Source organism: Anaeromyxobacter sp. Red801 (assembly GCF_049201065.2).
In the GTDB taxonomy this organism is placed as follows: domain Bacteria; phylum Myxococcota; class Myxococcia; order Myxococcales; family Anaeromyxobacteraceae; genus Anaeromyxobacter.
Genome location: NZ_CM181236.1, coordinates 3,944,232 through 3,959,944, shown reverse-complemented (window position 1 = coordinate 3,959,944; position 15,713 = coordinate 3,944,232). Strand labels below are relative to the sequence as shown.

At 76.7% G+C, this 15,713-nt stretch carries 13 protein-coding genes and 1 tRNA gene; 6 read left to right on the top strand and 8 right to left on the bottom strand.

Annotation, left to right across the window (positions count from 1 at the left end):
• Positions 1–558: 558 nt before the first annotated feature.
• Complete coding sequence (locus tag ACOQFB_RS18210; RefSeq protein WP_421609017.1) at positions 559–1,434, top strand: hypothetical protein; 876 nt, start codon at positions 559–561, stop codon at positions 1,432–1,434.
• On the opposite strand, the gene ACOQFB_RS18205 is transcribed toward ACOQFB_RS18210, so the two are convergent.
• Positions 1,337–2,149, bottom strand: coding sequence for a DUF1054 family protein (locus ACOQFB_RS18205; protein ID WP_494492305.1), 813 nt, complete (start codon positions 2,147–2,149; stop codon positions 1,337–1,339). The two genes, ACOQFB_RS18210 and ACOQFB_RS18205, sit on opposite strands and share 98 nt — an antisense overlap.
• Positions 2,150–2,229: 80 nt before the next feature.
• On the opposite strand from ACOQFB_RS18205, the gene ACOQFB_RS18200 reads away from it, so the two are divergent.
• From ACOQFB_RS18200 to ACOQFB_RS18190, 3 genes are all read left to right on the top strand, one after another.
• Entirely contained in the window at positions 2,230–3,234 is a 1,005-nt protein-coding gene (locus tag ACOQFB_RS18200) for a helix-turn-helix transcriptional regulator (RefSeq protein ID WP_421609016.1), read from the top strand.
• The gene (locus ACOQFB_RS18195; protein ID WP_421609015.1) at positions 3,231–4,325 is read left to right on the top strand and encodes a helix-turn-helix transcriptional regulator; all 1,095 of its coding nucleotides are present in this window, start codon (positions 3,231–3,233) and stop codon (positions 4,323–4,325) included. Before ACOQFB_RS18200 ends, ACOQFB_RS18195 begins: the two co-directional genes overlap by 4 nt.
• A 159-nt stretch (positions 4,326–4,484) precedes the next feature.
• Positions 4,485–4,892 carry a response regulator gene (locus tag ACOQFB_RS18190; RefSeq protein ID WP_059439017.1) on the top strand — a complete coding sequence of 136 codons (408 nt, stop codon included), beginning with the start codon at positions 4,485–4,487 and terminating at the stop codon, positions 4,890–4,892.
• Between the two features lie 12 nt (positions 4,893–4,904).
• On the opposite strand, the gene ACOQFB_RS18185 is transcribed toward ACOQFB_RS18190, so the two are convergent.
• Positions 4,905–5,786 carry an NAD(P)-dependent oxidoreductase gene (locus tag ACOQFB_RS18185; RefSeq protein WP_059439016.1) on the bottom strand — a complete coding sequence of 294 codons (882 nt, stop codon included), beginning with the start codon at positions 5,784–5,786 and terminating at the stop codon, positions 4,905–4,907.
• A gap of 172 nt (positions 5,787–5,958) precedes the next feature.
• Here ACOQFB_RS18185 and ACOQFB_RS18180 point away from each other — a divergent pair, with 172 nt between their 5' ends.
• Positions 5,959–7,164, top strand: a complete 1,206-nt coding sequence (locus ACOQFB_RS18180; protein WP_059439015.1) for a protoporphyrinogen/coproporphyrinogen oxidase — start codon at positions 5,959–5,961, stop codon at positions 7,162–7,164.
• On the opposite strand, the gene ACOQFB_RS18175 is transcribed toward ACOQFB_RS18180, so the two are convergent.
• The 5 genes from ACOQFB_RS18175 to ACOQFB_RS18155 all read right to left on the bottom strand — a co-directional run bounded on the left by ACOQFB_RS18175 (position 7,165) and on the right by ACOQFB_RS18155 (position 12,139).
• The gene (locus ACOQFB_RS18175; RefSeq protein WP_059439014.1) at positions 7,165–8,199 is read right to left on the bottom strand and encodes a hypothetical protein; all 1,035 of its coding nucleotides are present in this window, start codon (positions 8,197–8,199) and stop codon (positions 7,165–7,167) included. It abuts the gene before it with no gap.
• A gap of 69 nt (positions 8,200–8,268) precedes the next feature.
• Positions 8,269–8,754 (bottom strand): arginine repressor, encoded by a 486-nt coding sequence (locus tag ACOQFB_RS18170; RefSeq protein ID WP_059439013.1) that lies wholly within the window; start codon positions 8,752–8,754, stop codon positions 8,269–8,271.
• A complete protein-coding gene (argJ, locus tag ACOQFB_RS18165; protein ID WP_059439012.1) occupies positions 8,751–10,847 on the bottom strand; it encodes a bifunctional glutamate N-acetyltransferase/amino-acid acetyltransferase ArgJ in 2,097 nt (698 codons plus the stop codon). Before argJ ends, ACOQFB_RS18170 begins: the two co-directional genes overlap by 4 nt.
• A 2-nt stretch (positions 10,848–10,849) precedes the next feature.
• Positions 10,850–11,887, bottom strand: a complete 1,038-nt coding sequence (gene argC, locus ACOQFB_RS18160) for an N-acetyl-gamma-glutamyl-phosphate reductase (RefSeq protein WP_421609014.1) — start codon at positions 11,885–11,887, stop codon at positions 10,850–10,852.
• 168 nt (positions 11,888–12,055) lie between these two features.
• Positions 12,056–12,139, bottom strand: a tRNA-Leu gene (locus ACOQFB_RS18155).
• A gap of 203 nt (positions 12,140–12,342) precedes the next feature.
• Here ACOQFB_RS18155 and ACOQFB_RS18150 point away from each other — a divergent pair.
• A complete protein-coding gene (locus tag ACOQFB_RS18150; protein WP_421609013.1) occupies positions 12,343–13,236 on the top strand; it encodes a hypothetical protein in 894 nt (297 codons plus the stop codon).
• Between the two features lie 220 nt (positions 13,237–13,456).
• Here ACOQFB_RS18150 and ACOQFB_RS18145 read toward each other — a convergent pair whose 3' ends face one another.
• On the bottom strand, positions 13,457–15,454 hold the full coding sequence (locus ACOQFB_RS18145) for an Ig-like domain-containing protein (RefSeq protein ID WP_421609012.1): 1,998 nt from the start codon (positions 15,452–15,454) through the stop codon (positions 13,457–13,459).
• Positions 15,455–15,713: the final 259 nt, after the last annotated feature.

Genomic DNA, 15,713 nt, shown 5'->3' with positions numbered 1-15,713 from the left:
GCCCAGCGCGCGGCGAGGCCGTCCAGCCGGGCGAGCACGTCGCCGAGGAAGCGGGCGTCGTCGCCGGAGGCGTCGATCCGCGCGCCGGCGGCCACGCGCTTGCCCTCCTCGATCTTCTCGCGCACCAGCGCGGGGAAGTGCGCCCTCGCCACGGGGAGGTAGGCCCGGCGGGCGGCGGGGTCGAGCACCCGCGCCTCCAGCGCGCGGGCGGTCACCCAGTCCTTCACGTCGAGCTGCGCCGCGATCCGGGTGAGCGGGATGTAGCCGGAGGACAGCGTGCGCAGGTCGCGCCGCAGATCGTGGAGGCGCGCCACGCCGAACCCCGCCACCGCGGCGAACGCCGCGAGGGCGACCGCGAAGGTGAGGAAGATCTTGGTGGCGACGCGTCGCATGGGGGAGCCGGCGATCCTACCGTGCCCGGCCCGGCGGCGGGCGGGAACGTTCCTAACCGGCGCCGGCCGGAAGCGCCGTGCCGGGCGCCCGCTCGCATGGCCGTGGTGCTTCCCAGGCGCGAGGACCTGGGGTAGTGAAAGAGTCCCACACCGGAGCCTTCACCCCATGACCGGCCTCGCCCTCGTCGTCGCCCTCGTCGGCATCGCCATCGCCGTGCTCTCCTTCCGCAGCGCCAGCGCCGCCAGGGCCGCGCTGGCCGTGCGCGCCGCGGAGGACGCGAAGCGCGGCGAGGAGCTGGAGGCGGCCCGCAAGGCGGAGCGCGCCGCCCGCGCCGAGGCGAAGGAGCGGCGCGACGAGGCCACCGCCGTGAAGGCGGAGCTGGAGCGCACCAAGAAGAAGGCGTTCGAGCAGCAGGAGGCGGCGAAGAAGGCCGGCGGCGCCCAGGCGCTCCGCGCCGAGATCGACAAGCTCGCCGCCCGGCTCGCCGAGGCCCGCGCCGAGGCCGAGCACCAGGCCACCCGCGCGCGCGCGCTGGAGAAGGAGCTCGAGAAGTCCGCCGCCGCGGTGAAGCGGCTCGAGGCCCGGCCGGTCGCCGCCGCGCCCGCGCCCGCGCCGGTCGCGCCCGCGCCGCAGCCCGCGGCGCCGGCCGCCCCGGCCGCGCCCAGCGTCGATGCCGGGCGCCTCGCGGCGGAGAAGGACCGCGCCGACAAGGCCGAGGCGAAGCTCGCCGAGGCGCGCAAGCGGGTCGCCGACCTGGAGAAGGACGTGAAGAGCGTCCGCGGCCGGCTCGAGACCGAGAAGCGCGTCTACATCGTCCAGAAGAGCGAGCTCGAGCTCGCCGGCGATCGCTACGCCGAGCTGCGCCGGCGCCACGAGGCGCTGCGCAAGGATCACGACGAGCTGGTCGAGGCCGTGCGCCAGGCCGCGCGCGAGGAGCGGCGCCTCACGCAGCAGGAGGCCGCCCGCGCCGAGGCGGCGACCCCGCCGGCCGCGCCGGAGGGCGAGGGCGAGGGCGAGGCCGGCGGATCGACCGCGGCCTGACGCGCGCGGCGAGCTGCCTCCGCTCGCCCCTCGACAGGCTCGGGGTGAGCGGAATCCCGGAGCCGCTCACCTCGAGCGGATCCGGCGCCTCACTCCGCGTTCGCGAGCACCTTGTACAGGGCGCCAGGTCGCGGAACACGCCCAGCAGGTCGCCGAGCGCGATGCTCCGCGCCTCCTCCTGCGTCCACGCGATCCCCAGGTCGAGCCCCGGGCCGCCGGGCGCGAGCGCCTCGCCCATCTCGAGCCAGAACGCGGTCGAGTGGGCGGGGGCGAGCTCGGGCAGCTCCTCGTGGTTCCACTCCAGGAACTCGCGGAGCTTGCGGAACGGCTTCCCCTTGCGCGCCAGGTTGGTGGCCTCGCGCTCGAGCGCGCGCTGCATGCCGGCCCGACGGGGCGAGTCGCCGCGCACGCCCACCCGGGCGTGCAGGTGCTCGCGGGTCATCACCACCGCGAGGAAGGCGAGGCCGCGGTAGCCCTTGGGGCTGTCGGAGAAGGCGACCAGCACCTCCTCGGGCGCGGCGTTGCGGCGGCGCGGCAGCTTGCCGGGGTGGACGAACAGCTCCTTGCCTGCGACCCGCGCGAGGCCCGAGCTGCACTGGACGCCGAGGGCGATGAGCTTCGGCTGGAGCTCCTCGTCGAGGGCCCGGGCACGCTCGTCGGGATCGCCGAGCTCGAACAGCGCGAAGTCGGGTGGACCGAGTCCCAGCCCTGCCATCAGCACGCTCCCGCGCTCCCGGGGGAACCGGCAGCTTAGCACATTGACTGGCCGGGCGGGCTCTGCGACGTTCTCGCGCGATGCAGAAGGATCAGCGGCTCCTCGATCTCGCGGCGCTCCTCCTCAAGGCCGCCGAGCCGGTCTCCTGGCGCGAGATCCAGGAGCAGTTCCCCGAGGACTACGGCGGCAAGGGCGAGGCCGCCATCCGCAAGTTCGAGCGCGACAAGGCCGACCTGCTCGAGCTCGGGATCCCGGTGCGGTACGCGAGCGGCGACGAGGATCTCCCCGCCGGCTACCTCATCGACCGGGACGAGTTCTACCTGCCGGACCTGAAGCTCCCGCCCGAGGACCTGGCGCTCCTCTACCTGGCGGGCTCCGCCGCGCTCGCCACCGGGGCGTTCCCGTACGCGCGCGATCTGGCCCACGCGCTCAACAAGCTCTCGTTCGCGGCGCGCGCGCCCGGCGCCTCGGAGGCGGCCGCGGTCGCGGCGCGCCGGCTGGGCGAGGACGACGGCGCCGGGCCGGCCGTCGCGCCCACCGTGGAGGAGCTGTCCCGCGCCATCGCGCTGAAGAAGCGCGTGCGCCTCGCCTACCTGGGCGCCGAGCGCCGCGAGCGGACCGAGCGCGAGGTGGATCCGTACGGCCTGTTCCAGCGCGGCGGCGCCTGGTTCCTGGTGGGCTGGTGCCACCTGCGCCGCGACCTGCGCACGTTCCACGTCTCGCGGATCGAGTCGCTGACGGTGAACCCGTCGGCGCCGCGCACCCCGGACTTCCAGCCGCGCAAGGACTTCTCGCTCGCCGATCACGCCACGCGCGAGGCCTGGGAGTACGCCGTGCACGCGCCGGTGCGGTGCAGGGCGCGGCTCGAGCCGCCCGTCTCGGCGGAGGTGCTCGCCTCGTTCGGCCCGCGCGCCCGCGTGCGGGAGGACGGCGGGGCCACGCTGGTGGAGGTGGACGCGACCAACGGCGAGGGGTTCCTTCGCCACGTGCTCGCGCTCGGCGACCGCGCCGAGATCCTCGCGCCGAAGGCGCTGCGCGAGCGCGCCCGGGCGGTGCTCGAGCGGCTGGCGGAGGAGCTCGCGTGAGCGCCGCCGGGTCGAAGCGCCGTCCCGCCGCGGCGCGGGCGAAGGCCCCCGCGAAGGCGCCGGCCGCGAAGGCGAAGCCGGCCGCGACGCCGGCCCGCGGCCCGGCGCGCGCGCCCTCCCGCGCCGCCGCCCGCGCGCCCGCCGCGCCGAAGAAGGCCGATCCGCGCGACCGGCTCCGCCGCGTGCTGTTCCTCGTGCCCTACGCGGTCCGCCACCCGGGCATCCCGGTGCGCGACCTGGCGCGGCGCTGCGGCTGCACCGAGAAGGAGCTGCTCGAGGACCTCGACTTCCTGCTCGAGGTGGGCTCGCCGCCGTTCGCGCCCGACGACTTCCTCGACCTGTACGTCGAGGGCGACCGCGTCTACGTGGCGCTGCACCAGAGCTTCTCGCGCCCGCCGCGGTTCACCGAGAGCGAGGCGGCCGCGCTCGCCGCGGCCGCGGCCGCGCTGGGCGGCGAGGGGCGCGAGCGCGCGGTGAAGGCGCTCCGCGACTCGGTCCCGCGCGACCGGCGCGCCAGCTTCGACGAGCTGGTCGAGCGCATCTACGCCGGCGCCCCGCCGGCCCGCGACTCGGTGCTGGGCCGGCTCCAGCGCGCCATCGCCGAGCGGCGCGCGGTGCGCCTCGCCTACCACTCCGCGTCGCGCGACGCCGAGACCGAGCGGACCGTGCGCCCGTACACGCTCGCGCAGCGCTTCGGCCACTGGTACCTGTACGGCCACGACGCCGAGCGCGGCAAGGCGCTCGCCTTCCGCCTGGACCGGATCCGCGAGTGCGCGCTGCTCCAGGATCGCTTCGAGCCGCCCACCGAGGCCGAGCTGGCCAGGGCCCGGCTGTTCTCGGAGGCGGCGGGCGAGCCGGTGCGGATCCGGCTCGGCGCGGAGGCGGCCCCCTGGGCGCTGTCGCGCCCCGGCATCTCGCTGGTGGAGCGGACGCCGGGCGGCGGGGCGGTGGTCGAGGTGGCCGGCGCCGGGAACGACTGGGCCACCCGGTTCGCGCTCTCGCTGGGCGGCGGGGCCGAGGTGGTCGCGCCGGCCGCGGCGCGCCGCACGTTCGCCGAGACCGTCCGTCGCACGCTGGCGCGGTATGCCTGACTCGCGCGGTGCGAGCAACACGCACCGTACGGGGTGGGGCGCCAGTACCGGGAGCGCATGACCCAGGGTCGCCCGACGGCGGGGGATCCTCATGGAAATCGTGGGCCGGCGCCCGGCACGGGGGACGCAACGCGCCAGCGGCAGGGGGTTGGAGGCGCCGTGGCGCAGGTTCTCATCGTGGACGACACCGACATCGTGCGGCGCGCCATCGAGCTGGCGCTCCGCCGGATGGGGCACGCCGCGGTCTCGACCTGCGACGCCGGCGAGGCGCTGGCCCTCGCCCGCCGGAACCCGCCCGACCTGGCGCTGCTCGACTTCCGCATGCCCGGCATGGACGGCGCCACGCTGTTCCAGGAGCTGCGCGCCGCGCTCGGAGAGCGGTGCCCGCGGGTGCTGTTCGTGTCGGCGTCGCCGCCGGACGAGGTGGCGCGCGAGGTGGAGCGGATCGCGCCGGCGGCCGGGTACGTGCGGAAGCCCTTCCACCTCGACGACCTGGTCCGCGCCGTCGGCGAGGCGCTGCAGCCCGCCGAGCCCGCGCGCCGCGCGCTCGCGGAAGGATCGACGTAGGCAGGGGGCGCGCTACCGCTTGCGCGCCCAGTCCAGGTAGAGCTCGGCGAGCGCCGCCACGTCCTGATCGCCGCGGCCCCCCTCGGTGGCGGCCGCCATCAGCTTGCGCACCGCCTCGCTGATCGGGACCCGGGCGCCCAGCTCGGCCGCGGCCTCCTGCGCGAGCCGCTGGTCCTTCTCCGCGAGCGCGATGCGGAAGCGCGGCGCCCAGTCCTTCTTCTCCACCAGCTCGCCCTTCATGAGGTAGAGCGGCGAGTGGAAGGCGGACGCCTGCAGCACCTCGACCAGGCGCGACGGCTCGACGCCGCCGGCGGCGGCGAGCGCCACCGCCTCGCCGAACGCGGTCATCATCGCGCCGCCCACCGCGTTCACGCACAGCTTCATCAGCGCGGCCTGCGCCGGGTCGTCGAGCTCGAACAGCCGGGCCGAGATCGCGTGCAGCGCCGGGCGCAGCCGCTCGCGCGCCGCCGCGGGGCCGCCCGCCACCAGCACCACCTGCGCCTGCTCCGCGGCGGTCTTCGAGCCGAGGATCGGGCAGGCGACGAAGCGCGCGCCGCGCTCCGCCACGCGGGCGGCGACCGCGCGGGCCGCGGCGACGCCGGCGGTGGTGAGGTCCACCAGCAGGTCCCCCTCGCGCAGGCCCGCGAGCGCGCCGTCCGGCCCGTCGAGGACCGCGTCGAGCGCGCGCTCGTCGGAGACGCAGGTGAAGACCGCGTCCTTGCCGCTCGCGCACTCGCGCGGCGTGGCGGCCCGCTTCCCGCCCCTGGACACGATGTGCTCGGCCCGGGCCGCCGTGCGGTTCCAGACCGTGAGGTCGTGGCCGGCGCGGCGGAGGTTGTTCGCGATGGGCTCGCCCATCGTCCCGAGGCCGATGAAGCCGATCCGCAAACGCATGCGACGTTTCTAGACCAATCAAACGACCCCGGCCAGCGCGGCGGAGCGCCGCGCGGACGACCCCCCGGGCGTGCGCGCGGCCGGCGAAAAGCCCTCTGGCGCGTCGCGGCATTCTCTGCGAGGCTTCCTCGTCCTCTCGGCGGGGACGTCACGCAGCGGAAGGTCCATCGACATGGCAGACGTCATCGTGGTCGGCGCGGGCATCAGCGGGCTCGCGTTCGCCTGGAAGGCCGGGCAGGCGGGCAGGCAGGTGCTGGTGCTGGAGCGCGACCGGCGCGTCGGAGGATGCCTCCACTCGGAGCGGCGCCCCGACGGCTACTGGTTCGAGATGGGCGCGCACACCGTCTACAACAGCTACGGCGCGTTCCTCGACATCGCGGTGGGCGGCGGCGTGGCCGGCAAGATCGTCCAGCGCGGCCCGGCGCGCGCCAGCTTCGGGCTGCTCCGCGACGGGGCCTATCGCTGGCTCACCCCGCCCAAGGTCCTGCTCCAGCTCAACTGGCTCGAGGCCGCGGTGCACTTCCCGGCCGGGATCTTCCGCAAGAAGGAGGGGGAGACCGTCTACTCGTACTACTCGCGCCTGCTCGGCCGCGGGAACTACGACCGCGTCATCTCCCCGTTCTTCGCCGCGGTGCCCTCGCAGAAGGCGGATGGGTTCCCGCTGGAGGGCGCCGGCTCGCTCTTCAAGAAGCGCCCGCGCCGGGAGGAGTTCGTCCGCAGCTTCGGCTTCGACGGCGGCCTGCAGCTCGTGGCCGACGCCGCGGCCCGCTCCAAGGGCGTGACGGTGGAGACCGGCGTCGAGGTCCGCCGCGTGGCGCGCACCGCCGGCGGGTTCGCGGTGACCACCGCCGACGGGCGGACGCTGGAGGCGCCGCTGGTGGCGGTGGCGGCCCCGCCCGACGCGGCCGCGGCCATGCTCGAGGACGACTTCCACGAGCTCGCCACCGGGATCCGCCGGGTGGGCACGGTCCGGGTGGACAGCATGGGCGTGGTGCTGCCGCGCGACGCGTGCTGGATGCCGGAGTGCGCGTTCCTGGTGCCGGTGGACGACCTGTTCTTCTCGTGCGTGACGCGCGACCCGTTCCCGGATCCGAGGATGCGCGCGTTCGCGTTCCACTTCCGCGACGGGACCTCGCGCGAGCAGCGGCTGAAGCGGATGAGCGAGGTGCTGCGCGTGCCGGTGGAGCGCCTGGGCACGCCGGTGGAGCGGCGGACCACGCTGCCGTCGCCCGCGCTCGGGCACGCGGGCATCGTGGCGGAGCTGGACCGCTGCCTGGCGGGCGGGAAGCTCGCCGTCACCGGCAACTACTTCGCCGGCCTCGCCATCGAGGACTGCGTGCTCCGCTCCAACGAGGAGTGGAAGCGGGTCGCCGGCTGATCAGCGCCGCGCGCCGTCGAGCGGCGTGGGGTCGAGCACCAGGCCGAACAGCCACGCGTCGAGCCGCTCCTCGAAGCGGATGTTGAGGTAGTCGTACCCGACGTGGCGCCGCACGAAGAGGCCCATCACCATGCCCTTCGGGCTGCGGGGCAGGATGGCGACCTCCGCCGACAGGTCGCCGAACGGGCCGCGCCGGGCGCCCAGGTGGACGTTGCCGGAGAGCGTGGCCCGCACGCTGCTGTCCAGGTGGACGGTGCCGAGCAGCGGCACCTGGCGCGTGCGCCCGCGCAGCACCAGCGCCTCCCACTCGGCCAGGTACCGGGCGTTCACCGGCCCGAACCGGTGGCGCATGCCCTGCGGCATGCACGCGCCCAGCCCGCAGGCGACCTCGTACTCCAGCCCGCCGCCGACCGTCACCGCCGAGGTGAACGCGCCGGGCTGGTCGCCGGTGCGCAGCAGGCGCAGGTAGGCGCCGCCGGCGACGAAGTTCGTGGTGAAGCTGCCGTCGTCGAGGTTGAGCGCGGTGGACGCGGGATCGGTGGCCGGGGCGCACTCCCAGTCGCCGTCGCCGGGGCGGCGCACGTGCTCGTCGAGCGAGCACCCGCGCTGCCCGTTGGAGCGGTGCCCGCCGCCCAGCTCCAGCACCGCCATCCGCATCCACGGCCGGGGCGCCGAGGGCGCGGGGCGGCTCCCGGCCGGATCGAGGCGGAAGAGCTGCAGCTTCGCGCGCGGCTCGTAGGTGGGCGTGCGCACCGGCGCCGAGTCGCCGCGCGACACGCGCAGCGTGGCCAGGAAGGACGCGGAGAGCGCGCTGGCCCACCCGCCGTGGTCGAAGACGTCCGGGTCGTCGAGCCCGTTGTGCAGCAGGACGTGGAAGGCCGGCGCGGCCTCGAAGGACTGGCCGCTCGCGGTGGACGCGCCCACGTAGCTGCGCTCGAGCAGCATGGTGGGCTCGTCGGAGCGGGGCATGTGGGCGACGCAGCCGGTGCTCCCGGCGAGCAGCGCGGCTGCGAGGACGAGGGGGGGACGGCGCATGCCGGCACAAGCTACGACGGGTGCGCGCGGCGCGAAAGCGGGAGTTGGGGCCGCGGCGGCGATCGCGGATCAGTGGGTGCGGTCGCCGCCCTCGCCGGCCAGCGCGGAGGGCGTGCCCAGCAGCTCCGCGAGCCGCGCCGCCAGCCGCCGCGGGCGCAGCTCGCCGGCGGGCGCGACGAAGATGGTGTCGTCGCCGGCGATGGTGCCGAGCACCTCCGGCGGCTGGGCGAGGTCGATGGCGCGCGCGATGGCCGGCGCGCTGCCGGGGTGGGTGCGGATGACGACCATCGAGGCGTTCGCGGCGATGCTGCTCACCAGCCCGCGCAGCGCCGCCAGGCCGCCGTCGGCGCCGTCCGCGGCGCCCAGCTCGTACACGGCGCCCTCCGGCCCGGAGACGCGGCGCGCGCCCAGCCGGGCGAGGTCGCGCGAGAGGGTCGCCTGGGTGGCGCGGAAGCCGGCCCGCTCCAGCGCGGCGAGCAGCTCCTCCTGCGTCCCGATGCGGCGGGCGCGGATGATGCGGGCGACGGCGTCGCGGCGGCGGTCGGCGGAGGTCATGCGGTGACGAGCGAGCCCACCCCGCGGTCGGTGAAGAGCTCGGCGATGACGGTGTGCGGCTGCCGGCCATCGAGGACGTGGACCCGGCCCACCCCGCCGCGCAGCGCGGTCTGGATGGCCCAGGCCTTCCACTTCATGCCGCCGGTGATGGCGCCCGCCTGGATGCGGCGGTCGAGGTCGGCGAGCGAGAGCTGCCGGACCAGCTGCCCGTCCGGCGCCGACTCCAGCACGCCGGGGACGTCGGTCAGGTAGATGAGCTTCGGCGCGCCGAGCGCCACCGCGATGGCCGCGGCGACGTCGTCGGCGTTGATGGACAGGCCGGTGCCGTCCTCGGTGAGGCCGATGGGCGAGATCACCGGCACGTAGCCGCCGTCGAGGAACATGCGGAGGAACTTCGTGTTCACCTCCACCACCTCGCCCACGTAGCCGAGGTCGCGGCCGGACTCGTGCACCGCCTTGCGGGCCCGGAGCAGCTGCCCGTCCTTGCCGGACAGGCCCACCGCGCCGGCGCTGCGCGCGTTGAGCAGCGCCACCAGCTCCTGGTTCACCTTGCCGGTGAGCACCATCTCGACCACCGGGAGGCTCTGCGCGTCGGTGATGCGCATGCCGTCCACGAACTCGCTGCGCTCGCCCAGCTTCTCCAGCGTGCGGGTGATCTCCGGCGCGCCGCCGTGCACCACCACCGGCTTCAGCCCGACCTTCTTCAGCAGCGTCACGTCCTCGGCGAAGGCCGCCTTCAGGCTGTCCTTCACCATGGCGGCGCCGCCGTACTTGATGACCGCCACCTGCCCGGAGAACGCCGCGATGTACTTCAGCGCCTCGGCGAGCAGCGTCCGCTTGAACGCCGGGCTGTAGTTGGAGACGCGGTCGTCCTTGCCGACGCCGCCGTCGGGCCGCTGCACGATGAGCGAGGTGTAGTCGGCGTTGATCTTCACGTAGTCGTAGGAGAGGTCGCAGCCCCAGGCCACCGCCCGCGCCGCGCCGTCGGCGAGCTCGACCAGCACGTCGATGCGGCTGTCGCGCATGCGCGTGCGGAGCATCTCGCGGTCCAGCTCGACCGGCGCGCCGCCCTCGAAGACCGTCACGCCCTGCAGCACCACCCGGGCCCGGTACGGGTCGATGGGGTAGTTCATCGCGCCGGCGCGCGCGCCCACCGTGGCGAGCACGCGGCCCCAGTTCGGATCGGCGCCGAAGAGCGCCGCCTTCACCAGCGGCGAGGAGGCGATGGCGCGGGCGCAGTCCCGCGCCGACTCGTCGGACGGGGCGCCGGACACCACCACCTCGACCAGCTTGGTGGCGCCCTCGCCGTCGGCGGCCATGGCGCGGGCCATCTCCTCCAGGAGGTCGGCGAGCGCGGTCTCGAGGCGGTCCAGGTCCGGGCCGGGGTCGGAGATGCGCGGGTTGCCGGCGAGGCCGTTCGCGAGCGCGTACACGGTGTCGTTGGTGGACATCTCGCCGTCCACCGTCACCATGTGCAGCGTCCGCTCCACCGCCCGCGCCAGCGCGTCCTGCAGCGCGCGCGGGGTCACCGCCGCGTCGGTGACCAGCAGGCAGATGGTGGTCGCGAGCTGCGGCGCGAGCATGCCCGAGCCCTTGCAGATCGCGGTCACGATGGCGGTCTTCCCGCCCAGCGTCACCTCGCGCGCGGCCATCTTCGGCCGCGTGTCGGTGGTCATGATCGCCTCGGCGGCGAGGTCGGGGTGGTCGCCGAGCTGGTCCACCAGCGCCGGCAGCGCGGTGACCACCTTCATGGCCGGCAGCCGCGCGCCGATGACCCCGGTGGACGCGGTGAGCACCGCGCGCTTCTGGATCCCGAGCGCGTCGGCCACCGCGGTGCGGATCACGGTGACGTCGTCGAGGCCGGCCGGGCCGGTGAGCGCGTTCGCGTTGCCGGAGTTCACCACGATGGCGCGGATGCCCTCGGCCGGCACGCGGGTGCGCGCGTCGATCACCGGCGCGGCGGCGGCCCGGTTGATGGTGAACAGGCCGGCCGCGGCGGCCGGGTGGTCGGAGACGACGAGCGCGAGGTCGCGGCGCTGCGGCTTCAGCCCGCACGCCACCCCGCCGAACCGGAAGCCCTTCGGGATCCTCACCGCTAGCCTCCCAGCAGGTCGAGGCCGGCCGTCTCGGGCCAGCCCAGCGCGGCGTTCATGGACTGCACCGCCTGCCCGGCGGCGCCCTTCACCAGGTTGTCGATGGCGGAGACCGCCACCAGCGCGCCGGCGCGCGCGTCCAGCGCCGCGCCCAGGTGGCAGCGGTTGGTGTGCACCACGTCCTTCACCATCACCTTGTCGGGCGCGCGCACCGACACGAACGGCTCGTCGCCGTAGGCCCGCTCCAGCGCGGCGGCCACGTCGGCCTGCGTCGCGCCGGGGGCGGGGCGCAGGACGGCGGTGGCGAGGATGCCGCGGCGGATGGGCACGAGCACCGGGGAGAAGGAGATGGGCCCGCAGGCGCCGGCGTGGCGCGCCACGGTCTGCTCGATCTCGGGGACGTGCTGGTGGCGGCCGAGCCGGTACGCGCGCAGGTCGTCCGAGACCTCCACGAAGCTGTAGTCCTCGCTCGACTTGCGGCCCGCGCCGGACACGCCGGAGAGGCCCGTCACCGCGATGCCGTCCGGCGAGGCCACCCCGCTGCGCACCAGCGGGGCGAGCGCCAGCGCGATGGTGGTGGCGTAGCAGCCCGGGTTCGTGACCAGCCGCGCGCCGGCGAGCGCCTCGCGACCCAGCTCCGGGCAGCCGTAGCGCGCCTCGGCGAGCAGCTCGGGGGCGGGGTGGGTGAAGCCGTACCAGGCCGGATAGGCGGCGGGATCGGTGAGCCGGAACGCGCCGGACAGGTCCACCACCAGCCTCGCGCCGCGCGCGAGCAGCCGCGGCACCAGGTCCGCGGACACCTCGGCCGGCGTGGCCAGGAACACCACGTCCGCGTCGGCCGCCTCGCCCTCGGCGAGCGGCAGGTACGCGAGCGAGGCGGCGGGGCCGGGGAGCGGGAGGCGCGCGCCGGCGCGCTCGCCGCTCCAGCGGTCGGAGTAGATGGACGTGAGGCGCGCGTGCGGGTGGCGCGCCAGCAGGCGGGTGAGCTCGAGGCCGGAGTAACCGGACGCGCCGATCACCGCGGCCGAATGGCTATGCATGGGGTTGCATAAATATGCAGACGGCCGGGGATGTCAATACGCGCCGGGCCGGGCGTTCGCCGGCGCGCCGGGCGTGCCGGTGGATCGGGGCGCGGGCCGGCCGGGGAGGGCGCCGGGGCGGCGAGCCGAGGCGAAAAAAAGACCGGCGGGCTTTCGCCCGCCGGTCAGTGCCCAGGAGAGGATTCGAACCTCCACGGTTTTGAGGCCGCCAGACCCTGAATCTGGTGCGTCTACCAGTTCCGCCACCTGGGCGAAGGGGCCTCCTCTCTAGCCGGGGGTGGCCGGAGTGTCAACTGGTACGGGGCCTGCGGCCCCGCCCCACGGAGCGGAGCTCCGCGGGAGTCTGGAGCGGGGCTGCGGGGCTGCGGCCGAGACGCGCGCGGAATCGCTGCGCTCGCGGAGCGTTCCCGAAGCCGGAGCGGCCGTCTAGAATCCGCCGCTCCGGAGGAACCGCCATGCTCGCCACCGTCGCCGCGCTCCACCTCGTCCTCGCCGCCCCGGGCACCCTGCTCGCCCAGGCGAACCCCGGCGACGCGCCGTTCGGCGGCAACCCGCCGCTGCCCGAGAAGGGGAAGCGCAGCCCGGCGCCCCCGCCCGGCGCGATGCTCCCCCCGCCGCCGCCGCCGACCCAGGACGCGCCGGCCGGCACGCCGACCGACGCGCCACCGCCGGAGGCCCGGCCCGCGCCGGCCCCCGCGCCCGCGCGCCCGCCGCCCGTCCGCTACGAGGTCGCGCCCGCGCCGGCGCCCGCCGCGGCCGCCTCGCCCGGCGCCGCCCGCGCCCCGCTCCGCTCGCTCCTCTCCGCCGAGCCGCTCGGCGGCGGCTCCGCGGTCGAGGTCGAGGCCGGCTGGCCCTCGCTCGGCGCCATGTACGGGCAGGGGCTCACCCGGATCGACGACCTCGGCGCGCTCGCCTCGCTGGACTGGGCGAAGACCGAGCTCCGCCTCGGAGGCTGGTACCGCCGCGGCCTGGGGCGCTCGAGCGGGCTCGACGTGGCCGCCCGCCTCGCCGTCGCCTGGTACGCGAACTTCGGCGGCACCTGGATCGACTCGAAGAACCACACCGATCGCGGGCTCGAGGTCGCGCCCGGCCTCGCGTTCTCGCGCCGCGCCGGCGGCGGCGTCGCCTCGGCGCTGGGCGAGCTGCCGCTCGTGTTCACCGTGCGGCACGACGCCGGCCTGCTGTTCCTGCCGCGGGTCACCTTCGCGTACGAGGCGCCGTTCTACGGCGACTTCACGCTGGGTGCCCGGGCCGGCGTGGGCGTGCGCGCCGGCGCGGGCGACGCCCCGCTCAAGGAGACTCGGGGCGAGCTGACGTTCCTGATCGTGGGCGGGTTCCGGGCGTTTTGAGGGCGGTGGGCCGCGAGCAGCGATCCGCCCGCTCGTGGTTCGACGGGCTCACCACGAGCGCCCCCTCACCCCGCTCACCCTGAGCCTGTCGAAGGGTCACCCCGACCCGTCGCTCACCACGAGCGCACCTCACCCCGCTCACCCCGAGCCCGTCGAGGGGTGAGCGGAGATCGCTCGACCTGAGGTCCTGAGCCGGTCGGGTCGCCGCCAGCCCCCGCGCTCACCGGTCCCAGCGCGCGTGGCTGACGCCCTGAGCGCCGGGCCGGGCCCCGGTGCCGCCCGCGCCGCCGGCGCCGGGCGTGAGCGTGCTCGCGCCCTCCACCGACACCGCGCCGCCCTCGTTCAGCAGCGCGACGCTCGGGCCGCCGCCCCCGCCACCGCCCCAGCCGCCGTCGCCGCCGCGCCCCCCGGCGCCGCCGTTGCCGCCGGCGCCGACCTCGCCGGTGCAGGTCGAGCCGCCGTTCCCGCCGCGGCCGCCATCGCCGCCCAGGCCGCCCGCACCACCGGCGCCGCCGGCCCCGCCGCTCCCGGCGCGCACCGTCGTGTCGCGCAGCACCACCGCGCCCCGGACCACCACCACGCCGAGGGACGCGCCGCCCCCGCGGCCCCCTCCGCCGCCGGTGCCGAGCCGCCCGCCGGACCCGCCGCCGCCGCCACCGTTCCCCGAGCCCTCGTCGCACTCCAGGAACCCGCAGGGCCCCTGGCCGCCGCCGCCGCCCCCCCCGCCGCCGCCGAAGCCGTCGCCGCCGTTGCCGCCGCCGAACCCGTCGCTCGTGCGGTACGCGTCGGGGAGCGGCAGGAGCGCGCCGAACCCGCCGCCCGGGGCGCCGTTCAGGCCCTGGAACCCGTCGCCGCCCTTCGCGCCGTCCTGGCCGCGCTGGCCCGGCTTTCCGTACGCGCCGCCGCCGCCCGAGGCGCCGCCGTTCGCGCCGCCGCCGGACGAGCCGTTCCTGCCGGCGTTCGCGCCCTCCGCGCCGCCCGCGCCACCGGCCCCGCCGGACCACGCGCCCAGCCCGGCCGCGCCGCCCGCGCCGGCCGAGGCGCCGTCGCAGGAGCCGCCCCCGCCGGCGCCCCCGGGGTTCCCCGCCGCGCCCTCCCCGCCGGCGCCGCCCGCCGCGCCGGCCTGGCCGTTCCCGGCCGCGATGGTGCAGCGCGAGAGCGTCACCTCGGAGTCCACCAGGAACGCACCGAACGAGCTGAAGCCCGGCGAGATCGCGTCGGCGGCGGCGACGGTGAAGCCGTCCACCACCACGCCGGTCGCCCCGGTGGCCACCACGCCGCGCAGCGAGCTCCCGATGACGGTCGGCGCCGCGGCGTCGCGCAGCCAGGTGGCGGGATCGAAGCCGCCGTACAGGGAGACGCCGCTCGCGAGCACGATCGGGCCGAAGTAGGTCCCGGCCGCCGCGTAGACGCCGGCGCCCGGCACCGCGCCGCCCGGGCCGCTCAGCCGCTGGAGGGCGACGCCGAGCGTGGCGAGCGGGGCGGCGCGGGTGCCGGCGGCCGTGTCGTCGCCCCCCGGCGCGACGAACAGGGCGGCGGCGGGGTTGCGCAGCACGGTGACCACGGTGCGATCCGGCGCGCTCTCCGACTGGCCGTCGCGGACCGTGAGGTCGAACACCAGCGTCGCGACCTCGGCCGGCGCGGTGAACGCCGGCGCCGGTCCGTGGAGCGCGCCCGCACCGTCGGTCACGTCCGGCCCGGCCACCTGCGTCCAGGCGTACTCGAGGCCGGCGCCGTCCGGATCCACGCTGCCCGAGCCGTCGAGCGCCACCGCCGCGCCGGTCGCGACGTCCTGGTCCGCCCCGGCGACCGCCACCGGCGCGCGGTTCGCGCCGGTGGTGAACGACCACGCGTGGTCGGCCGCGAGCGCGCCGCCGGCCAGGCTCCGGACGCCCGCCGTCACGCGGGCCGCGTACGTCGTGTCGCCGAGCAGGACCGCCGGGGTGAACGTCGCCACCGCGCCGGAGACGGTCACCGTGCCGGTCGCGCCGGCCACCGCGATCGCGCCCTGCACCGTGGCCGGGTCCACCGCCTCGGAGAACGTGACGCGCACCGGCGCGCTCGGGGAGACGCCGGTGGCGCCGTCGGCCGGGACCACCTCGACGACGGTGAGCGGGGCCGGCGGCGGGCCGCCCGACGGGCCGGAGGAGCCGGACGAGCCGGAGCAGGCGGCGGAGAGGGCGATCGCGGCGGCGGCGAGCGCGGTGCGGAAGCGCATGGTGTCGAACCTGGGCCGGGGCCGGTGGAGGGGCGCCCCGGGGAAGTCCCCCGCCCGCGCGGCGGCGGGCAGGTTCGCCCTCCGTCGCACGCGGCGCGCGCTTCCTAGCACCGGCCGGAGGAGGGACGCCGCGGGATCGAGCCGTCCCCGTCCGCCGGGACAGTGCGACTGCGCCCGCGGCGTCCCGCGGGCGCGGCGCACCCGGGCGCTCGTGGTTCGACGGGCTCACCACGAGCGGATCAGCCGGAGGTTGTCGGAG

Coding starts and splice junctions, on each gene's coding strand:
- ACOQFB_RS18200 (WP_421609016.1), top strand. CDS start 2,230: ATGCAGAAGGATCAGCGGCTCCTCGATCTCGCGGCGCTCCTCCTCAAG.
- ACOQFB_RS18185 (WP_059439016.1), bottom strand. CDS start 5,786: ATGCGTTTGCGGATCGGCTTCATCGGCCTCGGGACGATGGGCGAGCCC.
- ACOQFB_RS18150 (WP_421609013.1), top strand. CDS start 12,343: ATGCTCGCCACCGTCGCCGCGCTCCACCTCGTCCTCGCCGCCCCGGGC.
- ACOQFB_RS18180 (WP_059439015.1), top strand. CDS start 5,959: ATGGCAGACGTCATCGTGGTCGGCGCGGGCATCAGCGGGCTCGCGTTC.
- ACOQFB_RS18210 (WP_421609017.1), top strand. CDS start 559: ATGACCGGCCTCGCCCTCGTCGTCGCCCTCGTCGGCATCGCCATCGCC.
- ACOQFB_RS18170 (WP_059439013.1), bottom strand. CDS start 8,754: ATGACCTCCGCCGACCGCCGCCGCGACGCCGTCGCCCGCATCATCCGC.
- ACOQFB_RS18175 (WP_059439014.1), bottom strand. CDS start 8,199: ATGCGCCGTCCCCCCCTCGTCCTCGCAGCCGCGCTGCTCGCCGGGAGC.
- ACOQFB_RS18205 (WP_494492305.1), bottom strand. CDS start 2,149: ATGGCAGGGCTGGGACTCGGTCCACCCGACTTCGCGCTGTTCGAGCTC.
- ACOQFB_RS18145 (WP_421609012.1), bottom strand. CDS start 15,454: ATGCGCTTCCGCACCGCGCTCGCCGCCGCCGCGATCGCCCTCTCCGCC.
- argC (WP_421609014.1), bottom strand. CDS start 11,887: ATGCATAGCCATTCGGCCGCGGTGATCGGCGCGTCCGGTTACTCCGGC.